This is a genomic window from Pantoea alfalfae (genome assembly GCF_019880205.1).
In the GTDB taxonomy this organism is placed as follows: Bacteria; Pseudomonadota; Gammaproteobacteria; order Enterobacterales; family Enterobacteriaceae; genus Pantoea; species Pantoea alfalfae.
In genome coordinates this window covers 3,219,086-3,236,329 of the sequence record NZ_CP082292.1, presented here as the reverse complement: position 1 = coordinate 3,236,329, position 17,244 = coordinate 3,219,086, and the positions used below count along the sequence as shown (strand labels likewise).

13 protein-coding genes are annotated in these 17,244 nt (G+C 59.3%); 6 read left to right on the top strand and 7 right to left on the bottom strand.

The window, feature by feature from the left end:
• Positions 1–7: 7 nt before the first annotated feature.
• The 7 genes from panB to thpR all read right to left on the bottom strand — a co-directional run bounded on the left by panB (position 8) and on the right by thpR (position 5,767).
• A complete protein-coding gene (gene panB / locus K6R05_RS15300; protein ID WP_161731541.1) occupies positions 8–802 on the bottom strand; it encodes a 3-methyl-2-oxobutanoate hydroxymethyltransferase in 795 nt (264 codons plus the stop codon).
• 83 nt (positions 803–885) lie between these two features.
• Positions 886–1,371, bottom strand: coding sequence for a 2-amino-4-hydroxy-6-hydroxymethyldihydropteridine diphosphokinase (gene folK / locus K6R05_RS15295; RefSeq protein WP_222924529.1), 486 nt, complete (start codon positions 1,369–1,371; stop codon positions 886–888).
• A complete protein-coding gene (gene pcnB, locus K6R05_RS15290; protein WP_222925499.1) occupies positions 1,368–2,786 on the bottom strand; it encodes a polynucleotide adenylyltransferase PcnB in 1,419 nt (472 codons plus the stop codon). Before pcnB ends, folK begins: the two co-directional genes overlap by 4 nt.
• 86 nt (positions 2,787–2,872) lie before the next feature.
• Entirely contained in the window at positions 2,873–3,751 is an 879-nt protein-coding gene (gene gluQRS, locus K6R05_RS15285) for a tRNA glutamyl-Q(34) synthetase GluQRS (protein ID WP_161731535.1), read from the bottom strand.
• Between the two features lie 73 nt (positions 3,752–3,824).
• Positions 3,825–4,280, bottom strand: a complete 456-nt coding sequence (gene dksA, locus K6R05_RS15280) for an RNA polymerase-binding protein DksA (RefSeq protein ID WP_008925615.1) — start codon at positions 4,278–4,280, stop codon at positions 3,825–3,827.
• 247 nt (positions 4,281–4,527) lie between these two features.
• Positions 4,528–5,232 (bottom strand): DNA/RNA nuclease SfsA, encoded by a 705-nt coding sequence (gene sfsA / locus K6R05_RS15275; RefSeq protein ID WP_222924527.1) that lies wholly within the window; start codon positions 5,230–5,232, stop codon positions 4,528–4,530.
• Positions 5,210–5,767, bottom strand: a complete 558-nt coding sequence (thpR, locus tag K6R05_RS15270) for an RNA 2',3'-cyclic phosphodiesterase (protein ID WP_161731531.1) — start codon at positions 5,765–5,767, stop codon at positions 5,210–5,212. Before thpR ends, sfsA begins: the two co-directional genes overlap by 23 nt.
• A gap of 30 nt (positions 5,768–5,797) precedes the next feature.
• Between thpR and hrpB the strand changes: the two genes are divergently transcribed.
• From hrpB to fhuB, 6 genes are all read left to right on the top strand, one after another.
• Positions 5,798–8,281: an ATP-dependent helicase HrpB gene (hrpB, locus tag K6R05_RS15265; RefSeq protein ID WP_222924526.1), complete on the top strand. Its 2,484-nt coding sequence runs from the start codon at positions 5,798–5,800 to the stop codon at positions 8,279–8,281.
• A gap of 98 nt (positions 8,282–8,379) precedes the next feature.
• The gene (mrcB, locus tag K6R05_RS15260) at positions 8,380–10,917 is read left to right on the top strand and encodes a bifunctional glycosyl transferase/transpeptidase (RefSeq protein WP_222924523.1); all 2,538 of its coding nucleotides are present in this window, start codon (positions 8,380–8,382) and stop codon (positions 10,915–10,917) included.
• A gap of 201 nt (positions 10,918–11,118) precedes the next feature.
• Positions 11,119–13,341 (top strand): ferrichrome porin FhuA, encoded by a 2,223-nt coding sequence (gene fhuA / locus K6R05_RS15255; RefSeq protein ID WP_222924522.1) that lies wholly within the window; start codon positions 11,119–11,121, stop codon positions 13,339–13,341.
• A gap of 39 nt (positions 13,342–13,380) precedes the next feature.
• Complete coding sequence (gene fhuC / locus K6R05_RS15250) at positions 13,381–14,175, top strand: Fe3+-hydroxamate ABC transporter ATP-binding protein FhuC (RefSeq protein ID WP_161731523.1); 795 nt, start codon at positions 13,381–13,383, stop codon at positions 14,173–14,175.
• Positions 14,176–14,185: 10 nt separating this feature from the next.
• Positions 14,186–15,064 carry a Fe(3+)-hydroxamate ABC transporter substrate-binding protein FhuD gene (fhuD, locus tag K6R05_RS15245; RefSeq protein ID WP_222925498.1) on the top strand — a complete coding sequence of 293 codons (879 nt, stop codon included), beginning with the start codon at positions 14,186–14,188 and terminating at the stop codon, positions 15,062–15,064.
• Positions 15,064–17,043, top strand: coding sequence for a Fe(3+)-hydroxamate ABC transporter permease FhuB (gene fhuB, locus K6R05_RS15240; RefSeq protein ID WP_222924521.1), 1,980 nt, complete (start codon positions 15,064–15,066; stop codon positions 17,041–17,043). The genes fhuD and fhuB overlap by 1 nt, the downstream gene beginning before the upstream one ends.
• Positions 17,044–17,244 lie beyond the last annotated feature (201 nt).

The following is a 17,244-nucleotide window of genomic DNA, read 5'->3' as shown; positions in this document are numbered from 1 at the left end:
TCCTGAATTACTGGAAACTGTGCTCTGCCGCCGGATAGGTTCCGGCCTCGACTTCGGCGATATAGTGGCGAATCGCCGCGCGAACATCGCCGGTCTCCGCCAGGAAATTTTTGGCAAATTTGGGAATGTGCCCGCCGGTCACGCCCAGCGCGTCATGCATCACCAGAATCTGACCATCGGTGACGTTACCGGCACCGATGCCGATCACCGGGATAGTGAGCGCCTCGGTGATCCGCTGGGCCAGCGACACCGGGACGCACTCCAGCACCATCAGCTGTGCGCCTGCCGCTTCCAGCGCCAGCGCATCGGCCAGCAGCTGATCGGCACCGGCTTCATCACGGCCCTGCACTTTATAGCCGCCAAAGATATTGACCGATTGCGGGGTCAGGCCAAGATGACCGCACACCGGCACGGCGCGTTCGGTCAGCATCTGTACGGTCTCAGCCAGCCAGCTGCCGCCTTCCAGTTTCACCATATTGGCACCGGCACGCATCAGCTGTGCGGCACTCTCAAAGGTCTGCTGTGGCGTGGCATAACTCATAAAGGGCAGATCGGCGAGCAGCAGGGCCTGTGGCGCACCACGGCGCACGGCAGCGGTATGATAGGCGATATCGCTGACCGTGACCGGCAGGGTGGAGTCGTGCCCCTGTACCGTCATCCCTAAGGAATCACCAACCAGCAGCACCTGAATGCCTTCATCGGCGAACAGGCGGGCAAAACTGAAATCGTAGGCGGTCAGCGTCGCGAATTTTTTACCGCTGGCTTTCGCCTGACGCAGATGTGAAATCGTGGTGGGTTTCATGGCGCTCTCAACTCAGGAATTCTGATGGGCGCAGTTTACTGGATAGCGTGAAAGAGCGGAATCAGAGATGTACGTTTGTCTGATCAGCCATGCCACAGCGTGATGCTGCGACTGTCCAGGGTGGCCAGAACGGAGCTGAGTGCGCGGCCATCGGGCAGGCGGGCATCGGGCGCAATCGCCAGCAGTGGTACCAGCATAAAGGCGCGATTCAGCAGGTCGTAGTGCGGCACAATCAGCCGCTCAGTGTTGATTGCTGCGTCGCCAAACAGCATCAGATCGATATCCAGCGTGCGCGGCCCCCAGCGTTCCGCCTTACGCACCCGCCCATGATCCCGCTCAATCTGCTGGGTATGGTCAAGCAGGGTTTCTGCGCTGAGATGGGTCTCCAGCGCCACGGCGGCATTGAGAAAATCGGGCTGATCGGGCGGGCCATAAGGCGGTGTACGGTAGAACGGCGAGGTCGCGATGCGTTGCGTCTGCGGCAATGCATCCAGTGCCGTCAACGCTGCATCAACCTGATGCAGCGGGTTGGCCAGATTACTGCCTAATGCGAGGTAAACTCGTGTCATGACACGTTTTGATTGTCACGACGTGGTGCGGAAGAGCGGCGGCGCGGACGGCGTGATTTATTGCGCGGCACCGGATCGTCACCCAGATTATTCAGCATGTTTTTCTGATGCGGCGGTGCAGCCACCTGGAATTCCCCCCACCACTGGCTCAGACGCAGCAGTTCCGGGTTATTTTCCACTTCTGCACGCAACGCCAGCAGATCGTAAGCAGCGCGGAATTTCGGATGCTCCATCAGCTTCCAGGCGCGTTTACCGTGACGGCGTGACATGCGCAACTGCAGCAGCCAGATATCGCGGATCAGCGAGGTAATACGTTTTGGAATTGCCAGCGCACGGCAGGCTTCGTCCAGCGTATCGTTCATCGCCATCGCAAAGGCTTCGAAGTAGGTCAGGCCACTCTCCTGCGCAATGCGTTCGGCCGCTTCAAGCTGCGGATACCAGAACATCGCAGCAAACAGGAACGCCGGATTCACGCGCATATCGTTATGAATGCGGTTGTCGGTGTTTTTCAGCACCTGTGCCAGCATCCGCTCCATGTGGCTGTCACTGTTTTCCGTGAAGTTGCGCGCCAGCGTCGGGAAGAGCGGCTGGAACAGCTGATATTCACACAGCTTGAGATAAGTACTGTAGCCATAACCTGCCTGCAATAGCTTCAGCGACTCTTCAAACAGACGCGCGGGCGGAATATCGCGCAGCAGCGAGGCCAGACGTGGAATCGGCTCGGCGGTTTCCGGCGCAATGCTCATATTGAGCTTGGCGGCAAAGCGTGCGACGCGCAGCATGCGAACCGGATCTTCGCGGTAGCGGGTTTCCGGATCGCCAATCAGGCGAATGATGCCCTGTTCGAGATCGCTGATGCCGCCAACGTAGTCACGTACGCTGAAATCAGCCACGCTGTAGTAGAGGCTGTTGATGGTGAGATCGCGGCGCTGGGCATCATCTTCAATGGAGCCGAAGATATTATCGCGCAGCAGCATACCGCTCTGGGCGCGCTGCGAACTGTTACGATCTTCTGCGATCTCTTCAACCTGATGATGGCCACGGAAGGTAGCGACTTCGATCACTTCCGGGCCAAACATCACGTGAGCCAGACGGAAACGCCGACCCACCAGGCGACAGTTGCGGAACAGCTTACGCATCTGCTCAGGCGTGGCGTTGGTGGTCACATCGAAATCTTTAGGTTTTTGCCCCAGTAGCAAATCGCGCACGCCACCGCCTACCAGATAGGCTTCATAACCGGCTTTATTCAGGCGATAGAGCACTTTGAGGGCATTTTCGCTGATGTCTTTACGTGAGATGTTGTGGCTTTCACGAGGGATAATGGCCATCAGACGTTCTGGTTCAACCTCTGCAGGGGCTTCCTCTTCATCACGCTTCAGGACTTTTCGGCAAAAATTAGCTACTCGGGTAAAAATGGGACACCTCGACAGTGGCAATTAGGGTGTAGGTAAAATCAGCGGCTAATCATAGCCTGTTGAGAACCGTTTGAGAATGCTGTTGTCTATGCATCCGGTTTCAGGGCGTTCTGTTGCGGCATCAAAGCGATATTCCACTGTGCTACCGCATCAGACAGCAGTTTGTCCTGCGTTAAGTCCTGCCAGCCACCTGAAACAGGCTGCCCGAGGAAGCGTAATGCCGCTACCAGCAGGGGTCTGGCATCGCCATCGGGCAGGGAAGGAGCATGATTCTGCTTCGATAACTTATTGCCATCGTGATTAAGCGCCAGCGGCAGGTGCAGCCAGGCCGGCACCGGCCAGCCAAACTGCTGATAAAGTGCAATCTGCCGTACCGTCGGCTCAATTAAATCTGCGCCGCGCACCACTTCGGTAATGCCCTGAAAATGATCGTCGACGACCACCGCCAGGTTGTAGGCAAACAAACCATCGCGACGGTGAATAATAAAGTCTTCCTGTGCCAGACGTCTGTCCGCTTCTACGCACCCGCGTAATCGGTCTTCAAACGCAAAGACCGGCGCATGCTGGCGTAAACGCAGCGCGGCATTCTCTGGTCCGCGTTGCCGTTCACGGCAGTAACCATCATAGAAACCGCCAATCTCCTGAATGCGACGTCGGGGACAGGTGCAGAAATAGCTCTGACGATGCTGCTGCAGCCAGGCGAGCGCGTCACGGTAGGCCTCATGACGTTGCGACTGCCACAGCACTTCGCCATCCCACGTCAAACCATAGTGTTCCAGCTGATGCAGGATGCGGCTGGCGGCACCCGGCACTTCCCGCGGCGGATCGATATCTTCAATTCTCACCCGCCAGATGCCGTTTTGCGCGCGCGCGCTCAGGTAACTGCCCAGGGCAGCAATCAGCGAGCCAAAATGAAGTTCACCAGAGGGAGAAGGGGCGAAGCGACCAATGCAGGAGGATGACATAGGATTCAGAAGTGACCACGCAGTGGACAAAAAAGTCATTGTTCCACTGCGCGGTAACAGGATGGACGCGGCATCAGCCGGCCATTTGTTTCTCACGAATTTCTGCTAACGTCTTACAGTCGATGCAGAGATCGGCAGTAGGACGTGCTTCGAGACGGCGGATACCAATCTCAACGCCACAGGAATCGCAATAGCCGAAGTCGTCATCTTCAACTTTCTTCAGCGTCTTCTCGATCTTTTTAATCAGTTTACGTTCGCGATCGCGGTTACGCAGCTCCAGGCTGAACTCCTCTTCCTGCGCGGCACGGTCAACCGGGTCCGGGAAGTTAGCAGCTTCATCCTGCATATGCGATACGGTACGATCGACTTCGTCCCGCAATTGATTACGCCAGGCTTCCAGAATCTTGCGAAAATGGGTCAGCTGCGCGTCGTTCATATACTCTTCGCCAGGCTTAACCTGATAAGGCTCAACGCCAGCGATAGCGAGAATACTCAGGGACGATGTTTTACGGTTTTGACCTTCTTGCATGTTGCTTCTCCTGGATAACACGCACTATACCCTCTGACTGACGTCCCGCAGGGGCGTTGCTGCCGGCCTGCATCTGACGTCTGCGGGGTACATCGATCCCCCATTGGGGAAAAAAACAGGCCGCTATAAATAACAGAAGCAGTCAGGGTTGGCAATTCTTCATGAACACACCTTGACAAGCCTGTGAGGAACAGCGTAATCAGCCCTTAGCTCAGAACATTCTTACCACATAAAATTGCAAAAGATATTACAAGGTTACGTTGATCGGCGATTTAAGAAACATTCCCTCCGCCGATAAGTCTGCCTGATACGCTAAAACCTCTACACCTTCCCGTTGCGCCTGAGCCAGTTGTTCTGCATACGCCGCATCAATGTGGCGTGCCGGGGAAACGTCCTCAATCCCCGAGTGCAAAACGGCAAACAACAAAACGGCCCGATGACCCTCTGCCGCCACTGTCGCCAGCTCGCGCAGGTGTTTCTGTCCTCGAATCGTCACCGCATCCGGAAAATAGCCTTTACCTTCATGTAAAAGGGTTACGGATTTCACCTCAATATAGCAGTTGCGCCGTGCCTCTGCTTTGAGCAGGAAATCAATTCTGCTTTTTTCACTGCCATATTTTACTTCCGCCTGTCGATGCGAATAACCAGCCAGCAATGGCAACCGATCCTGGTCCAGCGCTTCAGCCACCAGCTGATTCGCGCGCAGGGTATTCACGCAGATCCAGTGGCCCTGTTGCGTTTCGGTCAGCTCCCAGCTGTGGGGATATTTGCGCGTCAGGCTGTCGGACGTGGAATACCAGACCCGATCGCCCGGCGTGGCGCAGCCGGTCATGGCACCGGTGTTGGCGCAATGAATCGTCAGCACCTCGCCCTCAGGCGTCTCGACATCGGCCAGGAAACGTTTGTAACGGGCGATCAGGCGGGCGGATTTAAGGGGCGGAGAGAAGTGCATGCGGATCCTGAGACGTTAACGGCCAGCTGGCCAGAGCGCGATAGCGGGTACGACCTCTGGCATAGTCAGAGGCGAACAGTGAAAAGGTGGAGACGCGAAAACGCCAGTGAAAACCGCGTGGCGGTAATGCAACCGGCTGGGTGGCCTGGCGTAACAGCGTGATGTGCGGATGAAACGGCTGTGGGCTTTGATAACAGCCATGCCGGGCGGCCTGGGCCCGCAGCAGGCTGGCGAGCTGTAACAGATCGCGTGGCGCGCGCTGGCAGCCGAGCCAGACCACGCCGGGGCGCGGCCAGTGCCCGGCATCATCCAGGTCGAGATCGAAACCGGGCTGGACGATACGGGAGGCCAGCGTCTGCAGGCGTTGTGAGGTTTCCGGTGCGACCTCACCCAGAAACGCCAGCGTCAGGTGCAGGTTTGCTGCGACCACTGGCTGGCCGACCTCTGCAGGAAAGGTGTCCGCCCGCCAGCGCACCAGCTGTTGCTGCATTTCGTCAGGCAGGCTGATGGCAAAAAATAAGCGTTGTGTCGCCATGGCGCTCTCCGGCAAATATCACGTGCTACAATGCGCGCCATCTTAGCACAGGCAGAAGCGGAGTTTGCTGTGAGCGATTTACCGGTCAGCGCGGTGCTGCCTGACATCCTGGCGGCGCTGCGTGACGCCTCTCAAATCCTGCTGGCCGCCCCTACCGGCGCGGGCAAATCGACCTGGCTGCCGCTGCAGTTGTTGCAGCAGGCGGCGTTGCCGGGACGCATCATTATGCTGGAGCCACGCCGGCTGGCGGCACGTAATGTGGCGCAGCGGCTGGCAGAACAGCTCGGCGAACAGCCGGGAGCCACAGTGGGATTCCGGATGCGTGGCGAAAGCTGCGTCGGGCCAGAAACCCGGCTGGAAGTGGTCACCGAAGGGATGCTCACGCGCATGCTTCAGCACGATCCGATGCTGGAGGGCGTATCGCTGGTGATCCTCGATGAATTTCACGAGCGCAGCCTGCAGGCCGACCTGGCGCTGGCGCTGCTGCTCGATGTGCAGCAGGGGCTGCGCGACGATCTTAAAATCATGCTGATGTCGGCCACGCTGGATAATGCCCGGCTGGCGGCGCTGCTGCCGGATGCGCCACTGATTATTTCAGAAGGGCGCAGCTATCCGGTTGAACGGCGTTACGCGTCGCTGAATCAGAACGTACGCTTTGAAGAGGCGGTCGCGCGTGAAGTCGCCCAGCTGCTGCGCGACGAAGACGGCTCCCTGCTGCTGTTTCTGCCGGGCGTGGCGGAAATTGAACGCGTGAAACGCGAGCTGGAATCACGCATTAGTGACGATGTGGATCTGACACCGCTCTATGGCGCACTGCCGCTGGCGGCGCAGCGACGGGCGATCCTGCCCGCCGCCGCCGGACGTCGCAAAGTGGTGCTCGCCACCAATATCGCCGAGACCAGCCTGACCATTGAAGGGATTCGTCTGGTAGTCGACAGTGCGCTGGAACGCAGCGCCCTGTTTGACGCCCGCAGCGGCGTAACGCGTCTGCAGACGCAGCGCATCAGCCAGGCATCAATGATCCAGCGCGCAGGTCGCGCCGGGCGACTGATGCCGGGGATCTGTCTGCATCTTCTGCCGCAGGAGCAGGCGTCTCGTGCGGCGGCGCAGAGCGAACCGGAAATGGTTAACAGTGACCTTTCGTCGCTGTGGCTGGACCTGTTGCAGTGGGGCTGTACCGGGCCGCAACAGCTGCAGTGGCTGGATCAGCCGCCCGCCAGAAATCTGATGGCAGCGCAACAACAGCTGACCCGTCTGGGTGCACTGGACAGCAACGGCCTGCTTAACACGCTGGGACGGCGTATGGCAAAGCTGGGTTGCGATCCGCGGCTTGCTGCTATGCTCTGTGCCGCAGGCGATGAGCCGGATGCGGTCGCCAGCGCCGCACTGCTGGTGGCGATTCTGGAAGATCCTCCGCGCAGCGGCAGTGCCGATCTGCGTGATGCGCTGCATCGGCCACAGGCCCAATGGCAGCGGCGGGCGCAGCAGTGGCAGCAGCGGCTTAAAATTCGGGGCGGACGGGGCGATGAAGATCGCTTCGCTGGCCTGCTGGCGGTAGGGTTTGGCGATCGGCTGGCGCGGCGTCGCGACCAGAGCGGTCGCTATCAGCTGGCTAACGGGCTGGGGGCCAGACTCGATGAGCAGGATGGCCTGACGCGCAACGAATGGCTGATTACACCCGCCCTGTTGCAGGGCAGTGCGACGCCGGATGCCCGGATGTTGCTGGCACTGCCGGTCGATATTGAAACGCTATGCCAGCATCAGCCAGCGCTGATTGAGCGTCGGACCGAAGTGGAGTGGGATGAAGAGAAGGGCACGCTGCGTGCGTTCAGACGTGAGCAGATTGGCGCCCTGATCCTGAAGACCCAGCCGATGGCGCGCCCGGAGCCGGACGTGCTTCACGCGGCTATGCTGCGCTGGATCGCCGAAAAAGGTCTGTCGGTATTGGGCTGGACGCCGGATGCCGGGCAGTTGCGCCTGCGCATTCAGTGTGCGGCGCAGTGGCTGCCGGAAGAGAGCTGGCCCGCCATGGATGACGAAAGCCTGCTTGAGAGCCTGCCGCAGTGGCTGTTGCCGCAGATGTCAGCAGTGCGCGATCTGCGCAGCCTGCAGGCGGTGAACCTGACCACGGCGCTCTTACATTTACTCACATGGTCACAACGTCAGCGGCTGGATACTGTGCTGCCAACTCATTACACTGTGCCGACCGGAAGCCGGCTGCCAATCCGCTACGATGCGGATAAGCCGCCCGCGCTGGCAGTCAGGATTCAGGAGATGTTTGGCGAAGCGCAGAATCCCACCGTGGCGGAAGGACGCATCCCGCTGGTGCTCGAGCTGTTATCGCCCGCCCAGCGTCCGTTGCAGATCACCCGCGATCTGGCGGCGTTCTGGCGCGGTGCCTGGCCGGAGGTCAGGAAAGAGATGAAGGGACGCTATCCGAAACACCTCTGGCCAGAGGATCCGGCCACCGCCTTGCCAACAAGGCGAACCAAAAAAATGTCCCCGCAGGGTTGAGTCCGCTGGATCGAATTCAGAGGGTTCTGCCATGCGGCACGCGAGAAAGCAGTTAGAGTAGCGGCGCTGCCGTAAGCACTGCCTGGAGAAGAAAAGTAATGTCTGGGAACGATCGCGAACCAATAGGGCGCAAAGGTAAACCGTTGCCGCCGCGCAGCAGTGCGGGCCGGGGACGACGCAGGGATATCGAACAGGATATCGATCAGGACGATTTTAATGATGACGAGGAGGAAGCGCCGGTGCCACGTAAAGGTAAAGGTGGAAAACCGCCGCGCGGCAAACGCCGTTGGCTGGGATGGTTAATTAAACTGTTCCTGGTGTTTGTGGTGGTAATGGTCGCATGGGGCATCTACCTCGACTCGGAAATTCGCAGCCGGATTGACGGTAAGGTGTGGCAACTGCCTGCCACCGTCTATGGCCGCATGGTCAGCCTGGAACCGGGCATGGCCTACAACAAAAGTGAAATGGTGGCGCTGCTGGAAGGGACTCAGTATCGCGAAGTCTCCCGTATCACCCGCCCTGGCGAGTTTTCGGTGAAGGGCAACACCATTGATCTGCTGCGTCGCCCGTTTGATTTCCCCGACAGTAAAGAGGGGCAAATCCACGCGCGCATGAGCTTTACCAAAGATGAGCTGAGCGAGATTAAAAACCTCGAAACCGGCCGTGATTTTGGCTTTTTCCGCCTCGATCCGCGTCTGATCACCATGCTGCAGTCACCCAATGGTGAACAGCGACTCTTCGTGCCGCGCACCGGTTTCCCTGATTTGCTGGTCGATACGCTGATCGCCACTGAAGATCGCCATTTCTATGAGCATGATGGCATCAGTCCGTACTCCATTGGTCGCGCCTTCCTGGCGAACATCACGGCCGGGAAAGCGGTGCAGGGTGGCAGTACGCTGACGCAGCAGCTGGTTAAGAACCTGTTCCTGACCAATGAGCGTTCGCTGTGGCGTAAAGCGCGTGAAGCCTATATGGCGGTGATCATGGATGCGCGCTACAGCAAAGATCGCATCCTGGAGCTCTACCTGAATGAGGTCTATCTCGGTCAGGCGGGCAGCGATCAGATTCGCGGCTTCCCGCTGGCGAGCCTCTACTACTTTGGCCGTCCGGTTGATGAGCTGAGTCTGGATCAGCAGGCGATGCTGGTTGGCATGGTGAAAGGGGCGTCGCTCTATAACCCGTGGCGTAACCCGAAACTGGCGCTGGAACGCCGCAACCTGGTGCTGCGCCTGTTGCAGCAGCAGAAAGTGATCGACCAGGAGCTGTACGACATGCTGTCGGCGCGTCCATTGGGCGTGCAGCCAAAGGGCGGTGTGATCACGCCACAGCCTGCCTTTATGCAGATGGTGCGTAACGAGCTTCAGGCGAAACTGGGCGACAAGATTAAAGATCTCTCCGGCGTGAAGATCTTTACCACGCTGGATCCGGTCTCGCAGGATGCGGCCGAAAAAGCGGTGGTTGACGGCATTCCGACGCTGAAAAAACAGCGTGGTCTGAAGGATCTGGAAACCGCAATGGTGGTGGTTGACCGCTTCAGCGGCGAAGTCCGTGCTATGGTCGGCGGTGCCGATCCGCAGTATGCCGGTTATAACCGTGCGTTGCAGGCGCGTCGCTCTATTGGTTCCCTGGCGAAACCGGCGACCTACCTCACCGCGCTGAGCCAGCCAAACAGCTATCGCCTGAACAGCTGGATCGCCGATGAGCCGATTGCGCTGAAGCAGCCAAATGGCACCATCTGGAAACCGATGAACGACGACCGTCGCTTCAGCGGCAAAGTGATGCTGGTGGACGCGCTGACCAACTCCATGAACGTGCCGACGGTTAACCTCGGTATGACGCTGGGGCTGGATGCGGTAGTCGATACCTGGAACAAGCTGGGCGTGCCGAAAGAGCAGCTGCATCCGGTTCCGGCGATGCTGCTGGGTGCTTTAAACCTGACGCCGGTTGAAGTGGCACAGGCGTTCCAGTCGATCGCCAGCGGCGGCAATCGCGCGTCGCTGTCAGCGGTGCGTTCGGTGATTGCAGAAGATGGCAGCGTGCTCTATCAGAGCTATCCGCAGGCGCAGCGTGTGGAACCGGCGCAGGCCGCTTATCTGACGCTCTACACCATGCAACAGGTCGCTGACCACGGTACCGCCCGTGCGCTGGGCGCGCGTTTCCCGAATGCGCATCTGGCGGGCAAAACCGGTACTACCAACGATCTGGTGGACAGCTGGTTTGCCGGTATTGATGGCAAAGAAGTGGCGATCACCTGGGTAGGACGTGATAACAACCAGCCGACCAAACTCTACGGTGCCAGCGGTGCGATGCAGCTCTATCGTCGCTACCTCGACAATCAGGCACCCATGCCGCTGCAGCTGACGCCGCCGGAAGATGTATCACTGATGAATGTGGATTCGGCCGGTAACTTCGTCTGTGGCACGGGCAGCAGCACCTGGCGTTCTCTGCCGGTGTGGGCGCTGGATCCGAATGCGCTGTGTCAGCAACAGCAGCAGCAGGTTCAGCAGCAGCAACAGCTGTTTGACCAGCAACAGCAGCAACAGCCGCAACAGCAACCGGCCCAGCAAACGCAGGAGCAGGAGCAGAAAGACAGCGACGGCGTAGCAGGTTGGATAAAAGATATGTTTGGCAAATAAATCAGTCAGACAGGTTAAAAAGGGCGCTTCGGCGCCCTTTTTTTGTTTTTGATCAATACGGGTAAACGGCTCTGCAAACGGCGTCACTGCTGGGATTTCTGCTTGCAGTCGTCGCTGAAGTTCGCATATTATCTAATCCGTTATAATAATCATTATCGTTTCGATTCGCTCGCCTGAGCCTATTTTAAGAGACACCTTTTTATGAATGCGCGAACGACTTTTGCAGACAACACCAAAAAAACATTTTCCCGGCCGCTTCTGGGCGTCATGATTTCACTGAGCCTGAGCTCCTCGCTTTATGCTGCGCAGACGGAGACTATGGTGGTCTCGGCGGATGGCGGCAGCGGCGTCGAGGCGGAAAGCGCCTGGGGGCCGGCACCGACCGTGGCGGCGAAACGCAGCGCCACGGGCACCAAAACTGACACACCGATTGAAAAAAATCCGCAGTCTGTTTCCGTGGTTACCCGCGAAGAGATGGAGATGCGCAACGTGACCAGCGTGAAAGGGGCGTTTAACTATACGCCTGGCGTGCTGACCGGTAACCGTGGCAGCTCAGATGTGATTGATGCGTTATCCATTCGCGCCTTCAGCGAAACCAATACCAATCAGTATCTGGATGGCCTGAAGCTGCAGGGAGATAATTACTCTGAGTTTGCCATCGACCCCTATTTCCTGGAGCGCGCCGAACTGCTGCGCGGTCCGGTGTCGGTGCTCTATGGCAAAAGCAATCCGGGCGGTGTGGTCTCGCTGGTGAGCAAGCGTCCAACCCAGGAAACGCTGCGCGAAGTACAGTTCCAGATGGGCAACGACAACCTTTTTTCGACCGGCTTTGATTTTGGCGGCGCGCTGGATGATAACGGCGTCTACAGCTATCGCCTGACCGGTCAGGCGCGCAGTCAGGATGCGCAGCAGTCGATGAACAAAGAGAAGCGCTACACTATCGCTCCGTCATTCAGCTGGCGTCCCGACGATCGCACCCGCATTGATCTGCTGACCTATTTCCAGAACGAGCCAGAAACTGGTTATTACGGCTGGCTGCCGCGTCAGGGCACTGTGGTGCCGATCACCCGTGCCGATGGCAGCCAGTACAAACTGCCGACCGACTTCGACGAAGGCGAGCAGAGCAATAAGATTTCACGCACTACCAAAATGGTGGGCTATAACGCCGAGCACAGCCTTAACGACACCTGGACGCTGCGCCAGAACCTGCGTTACGCCGACCTGCGCACCGATTACCGCAGTATCTATGGCAATGGTTTCCTGCCGGAGACTCAGCAAATCACGCGCGGTTCGGCAGTTTCAGAAGAGACGCTCAACCAGTTGGCGGTCGATACCCAGGCGCAGGCGAAATTCGCCACCGGCCAGGTTGATCATACGCTGCTGTTGGGCGTGGACTTCCAGCGTACCCGCAATGATATCGACGCACAGTTTGGCACTGCTTCCAGCCTGAATGCAGTTAATCCGCAATATGGCGATAACGGCGTAACGCCATTTGCCGATCCTTATCAGCATCTGAATAAGCAGCGTCAGACCGGCCTCTATGCACAGGATCAGATGGAATGGAACCGCTGGGTGCTGACACTGGGTGGCCGCTACGACTACGCCATGACCTCGGTTTACGATCGGGTGGCGAATAGCGTTGATCGCCAGAACGATCAGGCCTTTACCTGGCGTGGGGGTCTGAACTATGTGTTTGATAACGGAATCGCGCCTTACTTCAGCTACAGTGAAGCCTTTATTCCGAATGCGGGTTCAACCTATGAGGGTCAGGCATTTGATCCGTCACGCGCTAAGCAGTATGAAGCGGGCGTGAAATATGTACCGAAAGATCGTCCGGTGGTGCTCACCGCAGCGCTTTACCAGCTGACCAAAACCAAAAATCTGACTGCCGATCCCGATCCAGACAGAGCTTTTTTCAGCGTTCAGAGCGGTGAAATCCGGTCACGGGGCGTAGAGCTGGAAGCTAAAGCGGCGCTCAATGCCAACGTTAACCTGACGGCCTCCTACACCTACACCGATGCGGAATATACTGAAGACACGTCGCTTAAAGGCAAAACGCCGGTGCAGGTGCCGAAACATATGGCCTCACTGTGGAGCGACTACACCTTCCACGAGACAGCTTTGTCAGGGGTGACGATCGGCGCTGGGGTCCGTTACGTGGGTGAAAGCCAGGGGCTGTATGCTGAAACCCCAACTAATACCTCTGCTGGACTCTCGAACCAGAACTTTAAGGTAGCCGGTTACACCACGGTGGATGCGGCGCTGAAGTATGATCTGGGTCGTTTCGGTCTGCCAGGCTCGACAGTGGGTGTTAACGTTAACAATCTGTTCAACCGCGAGTATGTCGCCAGCTGCTACCGTGAATACGCCTGCTACTGGGGTGCGGAACGCCAGATTGTCGGCACCGCGACCTTCAGATTCTGATTTAACCGGGCGCTTAGGCGCCCGTTCACAGGGATAACCATGCCGCATCCGCACGCAGAAGAGGCAACCTTCAGGCTGGAGAATGCCAGTTTCGAAGTGCCCGGCCGCACTCTCCTCCAGCCCCTGTCGCTGACTTTTCCACCGGGTAAAATGACCGCGCTGATTGGCCACAATGGCTCGGGCAAATCGACGCTGTTGAAAATGCTGGGTCGCCATCATGCGGCCAGCAGTGGAGAGGTTTTGCTGAATCAGCAGCCCGTCGGGCGCTGGAACAGTAAAGCCTTTGCCCGCGAGGTGGCCTATCTGCCGCAGCAGTTACCGGCCGCCGAAGGGATGACGGTGCGTGAGCTGGTAGCGATTGGCCGCTATCCCTGGCACGGGGCGCTGGGGCGCTTTGTTCAGGAGGATCGCGATAGGGTAGAGGATGCGATTGCGCAGGTCGGGCTAAAGCCCTTTGCCGGTCGGCTGGTGGACAGTCTGTCAGGCGGTGAGCGTCAGCGCGCCTGGCTGGCGATGATGGTGGCGCAGAACAGCCGCTGTCTGCTGCTGGATGAACCGACCTCGGCGCTGGATATTGCCCATCAGGTGGAGGTGCTGGCGCTGATAAAAGACCTGAGCCAGCAGCGCGGCCTGACCGTGATTGCGGTGCTGCACGATATCAACATGGCGGCACGCTACTGCGATCATCTGGTGGCGCTGCGTCAGGGTGCGATGATTGCCGGAGGTGACGCCGGAGCAATTATGCAGCCTGAGGTACTGGGTGCAATTTATGGCATTCCAATGGGCATTTTACCGCACCCGCAGGGCGGCGCGCCGGTCAGTTTTGTCTGTTAAGGAAAGGATGATGCCCGATCTTTATCGCCGCCGACTGTTGCTGGCGCTGGCGGCCTCGCCACTGTTCTGTGCGCTTCCTCTGCGTGCTGCCACGCCGGATCCGGGTCGGATTATTGCACTGGAGTGGTTACCCACCGAACTGCTGATTGCGTTGGGCGTTACGCCCTGGGGCGTGGCCGATCTGCACAACTACAACATCTGGGTAGGTGAGCCGAAGCTGTCTGCGGACGTGATCGACGTCGGCCTGCGCACCGAACCCAATCTTGAGCTGATGGCGCAAATGCAGCCGTCGCTGATCCTCTGCTCTAATGGCTACGGCCCGCCCAAAGAGAAACTGACGCGCATCGCACCCATCATGGGCTTTGATCTTCACAGCGGCGACGGAAAACCCTTCACCGCCGCGCGCGCATCGTTGCGTCAGCTGGCAGCGCGCCTGGGATTAAGCGAGCGGGCGGAGCAGCATCTGCGCGAGGTCGATGATCAGCTGGCGGCGGCGCGTGAGCGGCTGGCACCCTATGCCGGACGCACGCTTCTGCTGATGTCGCTGCTCGACAGTCGTCACGCCATTACCTTCGGTAAAAACAGCCTGTTCCTGGAAGTGATGACGCTGCTGGGCCTGAAAAATGGCTGGCAGGGCGAAACCAACTTCTGGGGCAGCGCAGTGATCGGCATCGAACAGCTGGCGCAGGCCGGGGAGGTAGATGTTATCTGTTTCGATCATGACAATGACGTGGAGATGCAGCAGCTGATGCGCAGTCCGTTGTGGCAGGCTATGCCGTTTGTCCGCACCGGACGCTTTCAGCGCGTCCCGGCGGTCTGGTATTACGGTGCAACGCTCTCGGCGCTGCACTTTGTTCGCGTGCTGGAACGCGCGCTGGAGACGCACTGATGCGCCATGCTCTGTTTCCCGCAGGCCTTCTCAGCCTGCTTTTTCTGCTCTCACTCAGCCTGACGCTGGTTAATCTGCACCACGCCTTGCCTCAGGCTGAATGGTGGCAGGCATTCTGGTCACCGGCCGTCAATAACCTGCCGCAGATGGTGTTTCACTACAGCCTGCTGCCGCGCACGGCGCTGGCGCTGCTGGTGGGGGCCGGACTGGGGTTAGCCGGTCTGCTGTTTCAGCAGATCCTGCGCAACCCGCTGGCGGAGCCGACCACGCTGGGTGTCTCTTCCGGCGCGCAGCTGGGCATTACCGTCGCGACGCTGTGGCATCTGCCGGGCGGGGCACTGACACAGCAGTTTGCTGCGCTTAGCGGGGCGCTGCTGGTGGGCGCGCTGGTGTTCGGTGTGGCCTGGGGCAAACGTCTGTCGCCGGTGACGCTGATTCTGGCCGGGCTGGTACTGAGCCTGTACAGCGGCGCGGTCAATCAAATCTTCGCTATCTTCAATCACGATCAGCTGCAGAACATGTTTCTGTGGAGCACCGGCGCGCTGAATCAGATGAGCTGGGAAAACGTGCAGCAGCTCTGGCCGCGCCTGCTGCTGGGGTTTTTGCTGGCGCTGGCGCTGCTGCGTCCGCTGACGCTGATGGGGCTGGATGATGGTGTCGCGAAAAACCTGGGTCTGGCGCTCTCTGTGGCGCGGATTGGCGGCCTTGGACTGGCGATTCTGCTCAGCGCGCAGCTGGTCAATGTCGCCGGTATCATCGGCTTTATCGGGCTGTTTGCACCGCTGCTGGCGAAGCTGCTGGGTGGACGACGGCTCCTCACCCGGATGTTGCTGGCACCGCTGACTGGCGCGCTGCTGCTGTGGCTGGCCGACAGTTGCGTGTTATGGCTCAGCACGCACTGGCGCGATATCCCGACCGGCACGGCCACGGCCCTGCTTGGCGTACCGATTCTGCTGTGGCTGCTGCCGCGACTGCGCACCGGTTCAGTGCCGCCCGCGCTGAATCAGGGTGACAATGTGCCCGCCGAGCGACAGAACCTGCTGCGCTGGGCGCTGATCGGTCTCGCTGTTCTGGCGCTGCTGGGGTGGGGAGCTCTCGCGTTTGGACGTGATGCGCAGGGTTGGATCTGGTCAGCGGGCGAGATGCTGCAATCACTGCTGCCGTGGCGCGCGCCGCGCGTGCTGGCGGCGCTGGTAACCGGTCTGATGCTGGGCGTGGCGGGGAGTCTGATTCAGCGGCTGACCGGCAATCCCATGGCCAGCCCGGAAGTGCTGGGCATCAGTTCCGGAGCTGCCTGCGGCATAGTGGTCATGATGTTCTTTGTGCCAGGCGATGCGATGGCCTGGCTGCTGCCCGCCGGTGCTGTGGGTGCCGCACTGACGCTGCTGGTGATTATAACGGTAGCCAGCCATGGCGGCTTCTCGCCGGAGCGGATGCTGCTGGCGGGTATGGCGCTTAACAGCGCCTTTGTCACCCTGCTGATGCTGCTGCTGGCCAGCGGCGATCCGCGTATGGGCGGGCTGCTGAGCTGGATCTCCGGCTCGACCTATAACATCAGCGGCAGTCAGGCGATTCTGAGTGCCCTCTGTGCGCTGGTGCTGGTCTCACTGGCCCCGCTGGCCAGTCGCTGGCTGACGCTGCTGCCGCTGGGAAGTGCGACTGCACGCTCGGCGGGCATGGCGTTGACGCCCGCGCGGCTGAGTCTGCTGCTGCTGGCCGCCGCGCTGACCGCCAGCGCGACGCTGACTATCGGTCCGCTGAGTTTTGTCGGACTGATGGCACCGCATATGGCGCGGATGCTGGGGTTCCGGCGGGCCTTGCCGCAACTGCTGCTGTCGGGATTGCTGGGCGGGGGATTGATGATACTGGCTGACTGGTGCGGGCGAATGCTGGCATTCCCGGATCAAATCCCAGCCGGGCTGATGGCGACCTTTTTAGGTGCGCCTTACTTTATCTGGCTGCTGCGGCGTTCAGGTTAAAAAAAGACCAGCGCAAACCGGTCTGAGATTACTAACAAAGTCTGGCCCGATTGGCTGTGAGACTGAGCCTGCGAAGGGAACACGGTCAGATCGTAAAGACGCAAAAGCCGTCATCCCTGACACGCTCGGCCCGCGCGATTACGCACCTCATCCCTGAGGTGCGCCCGTAAACCGGCCAACGCGTTGCGTTGTTCAAAAACG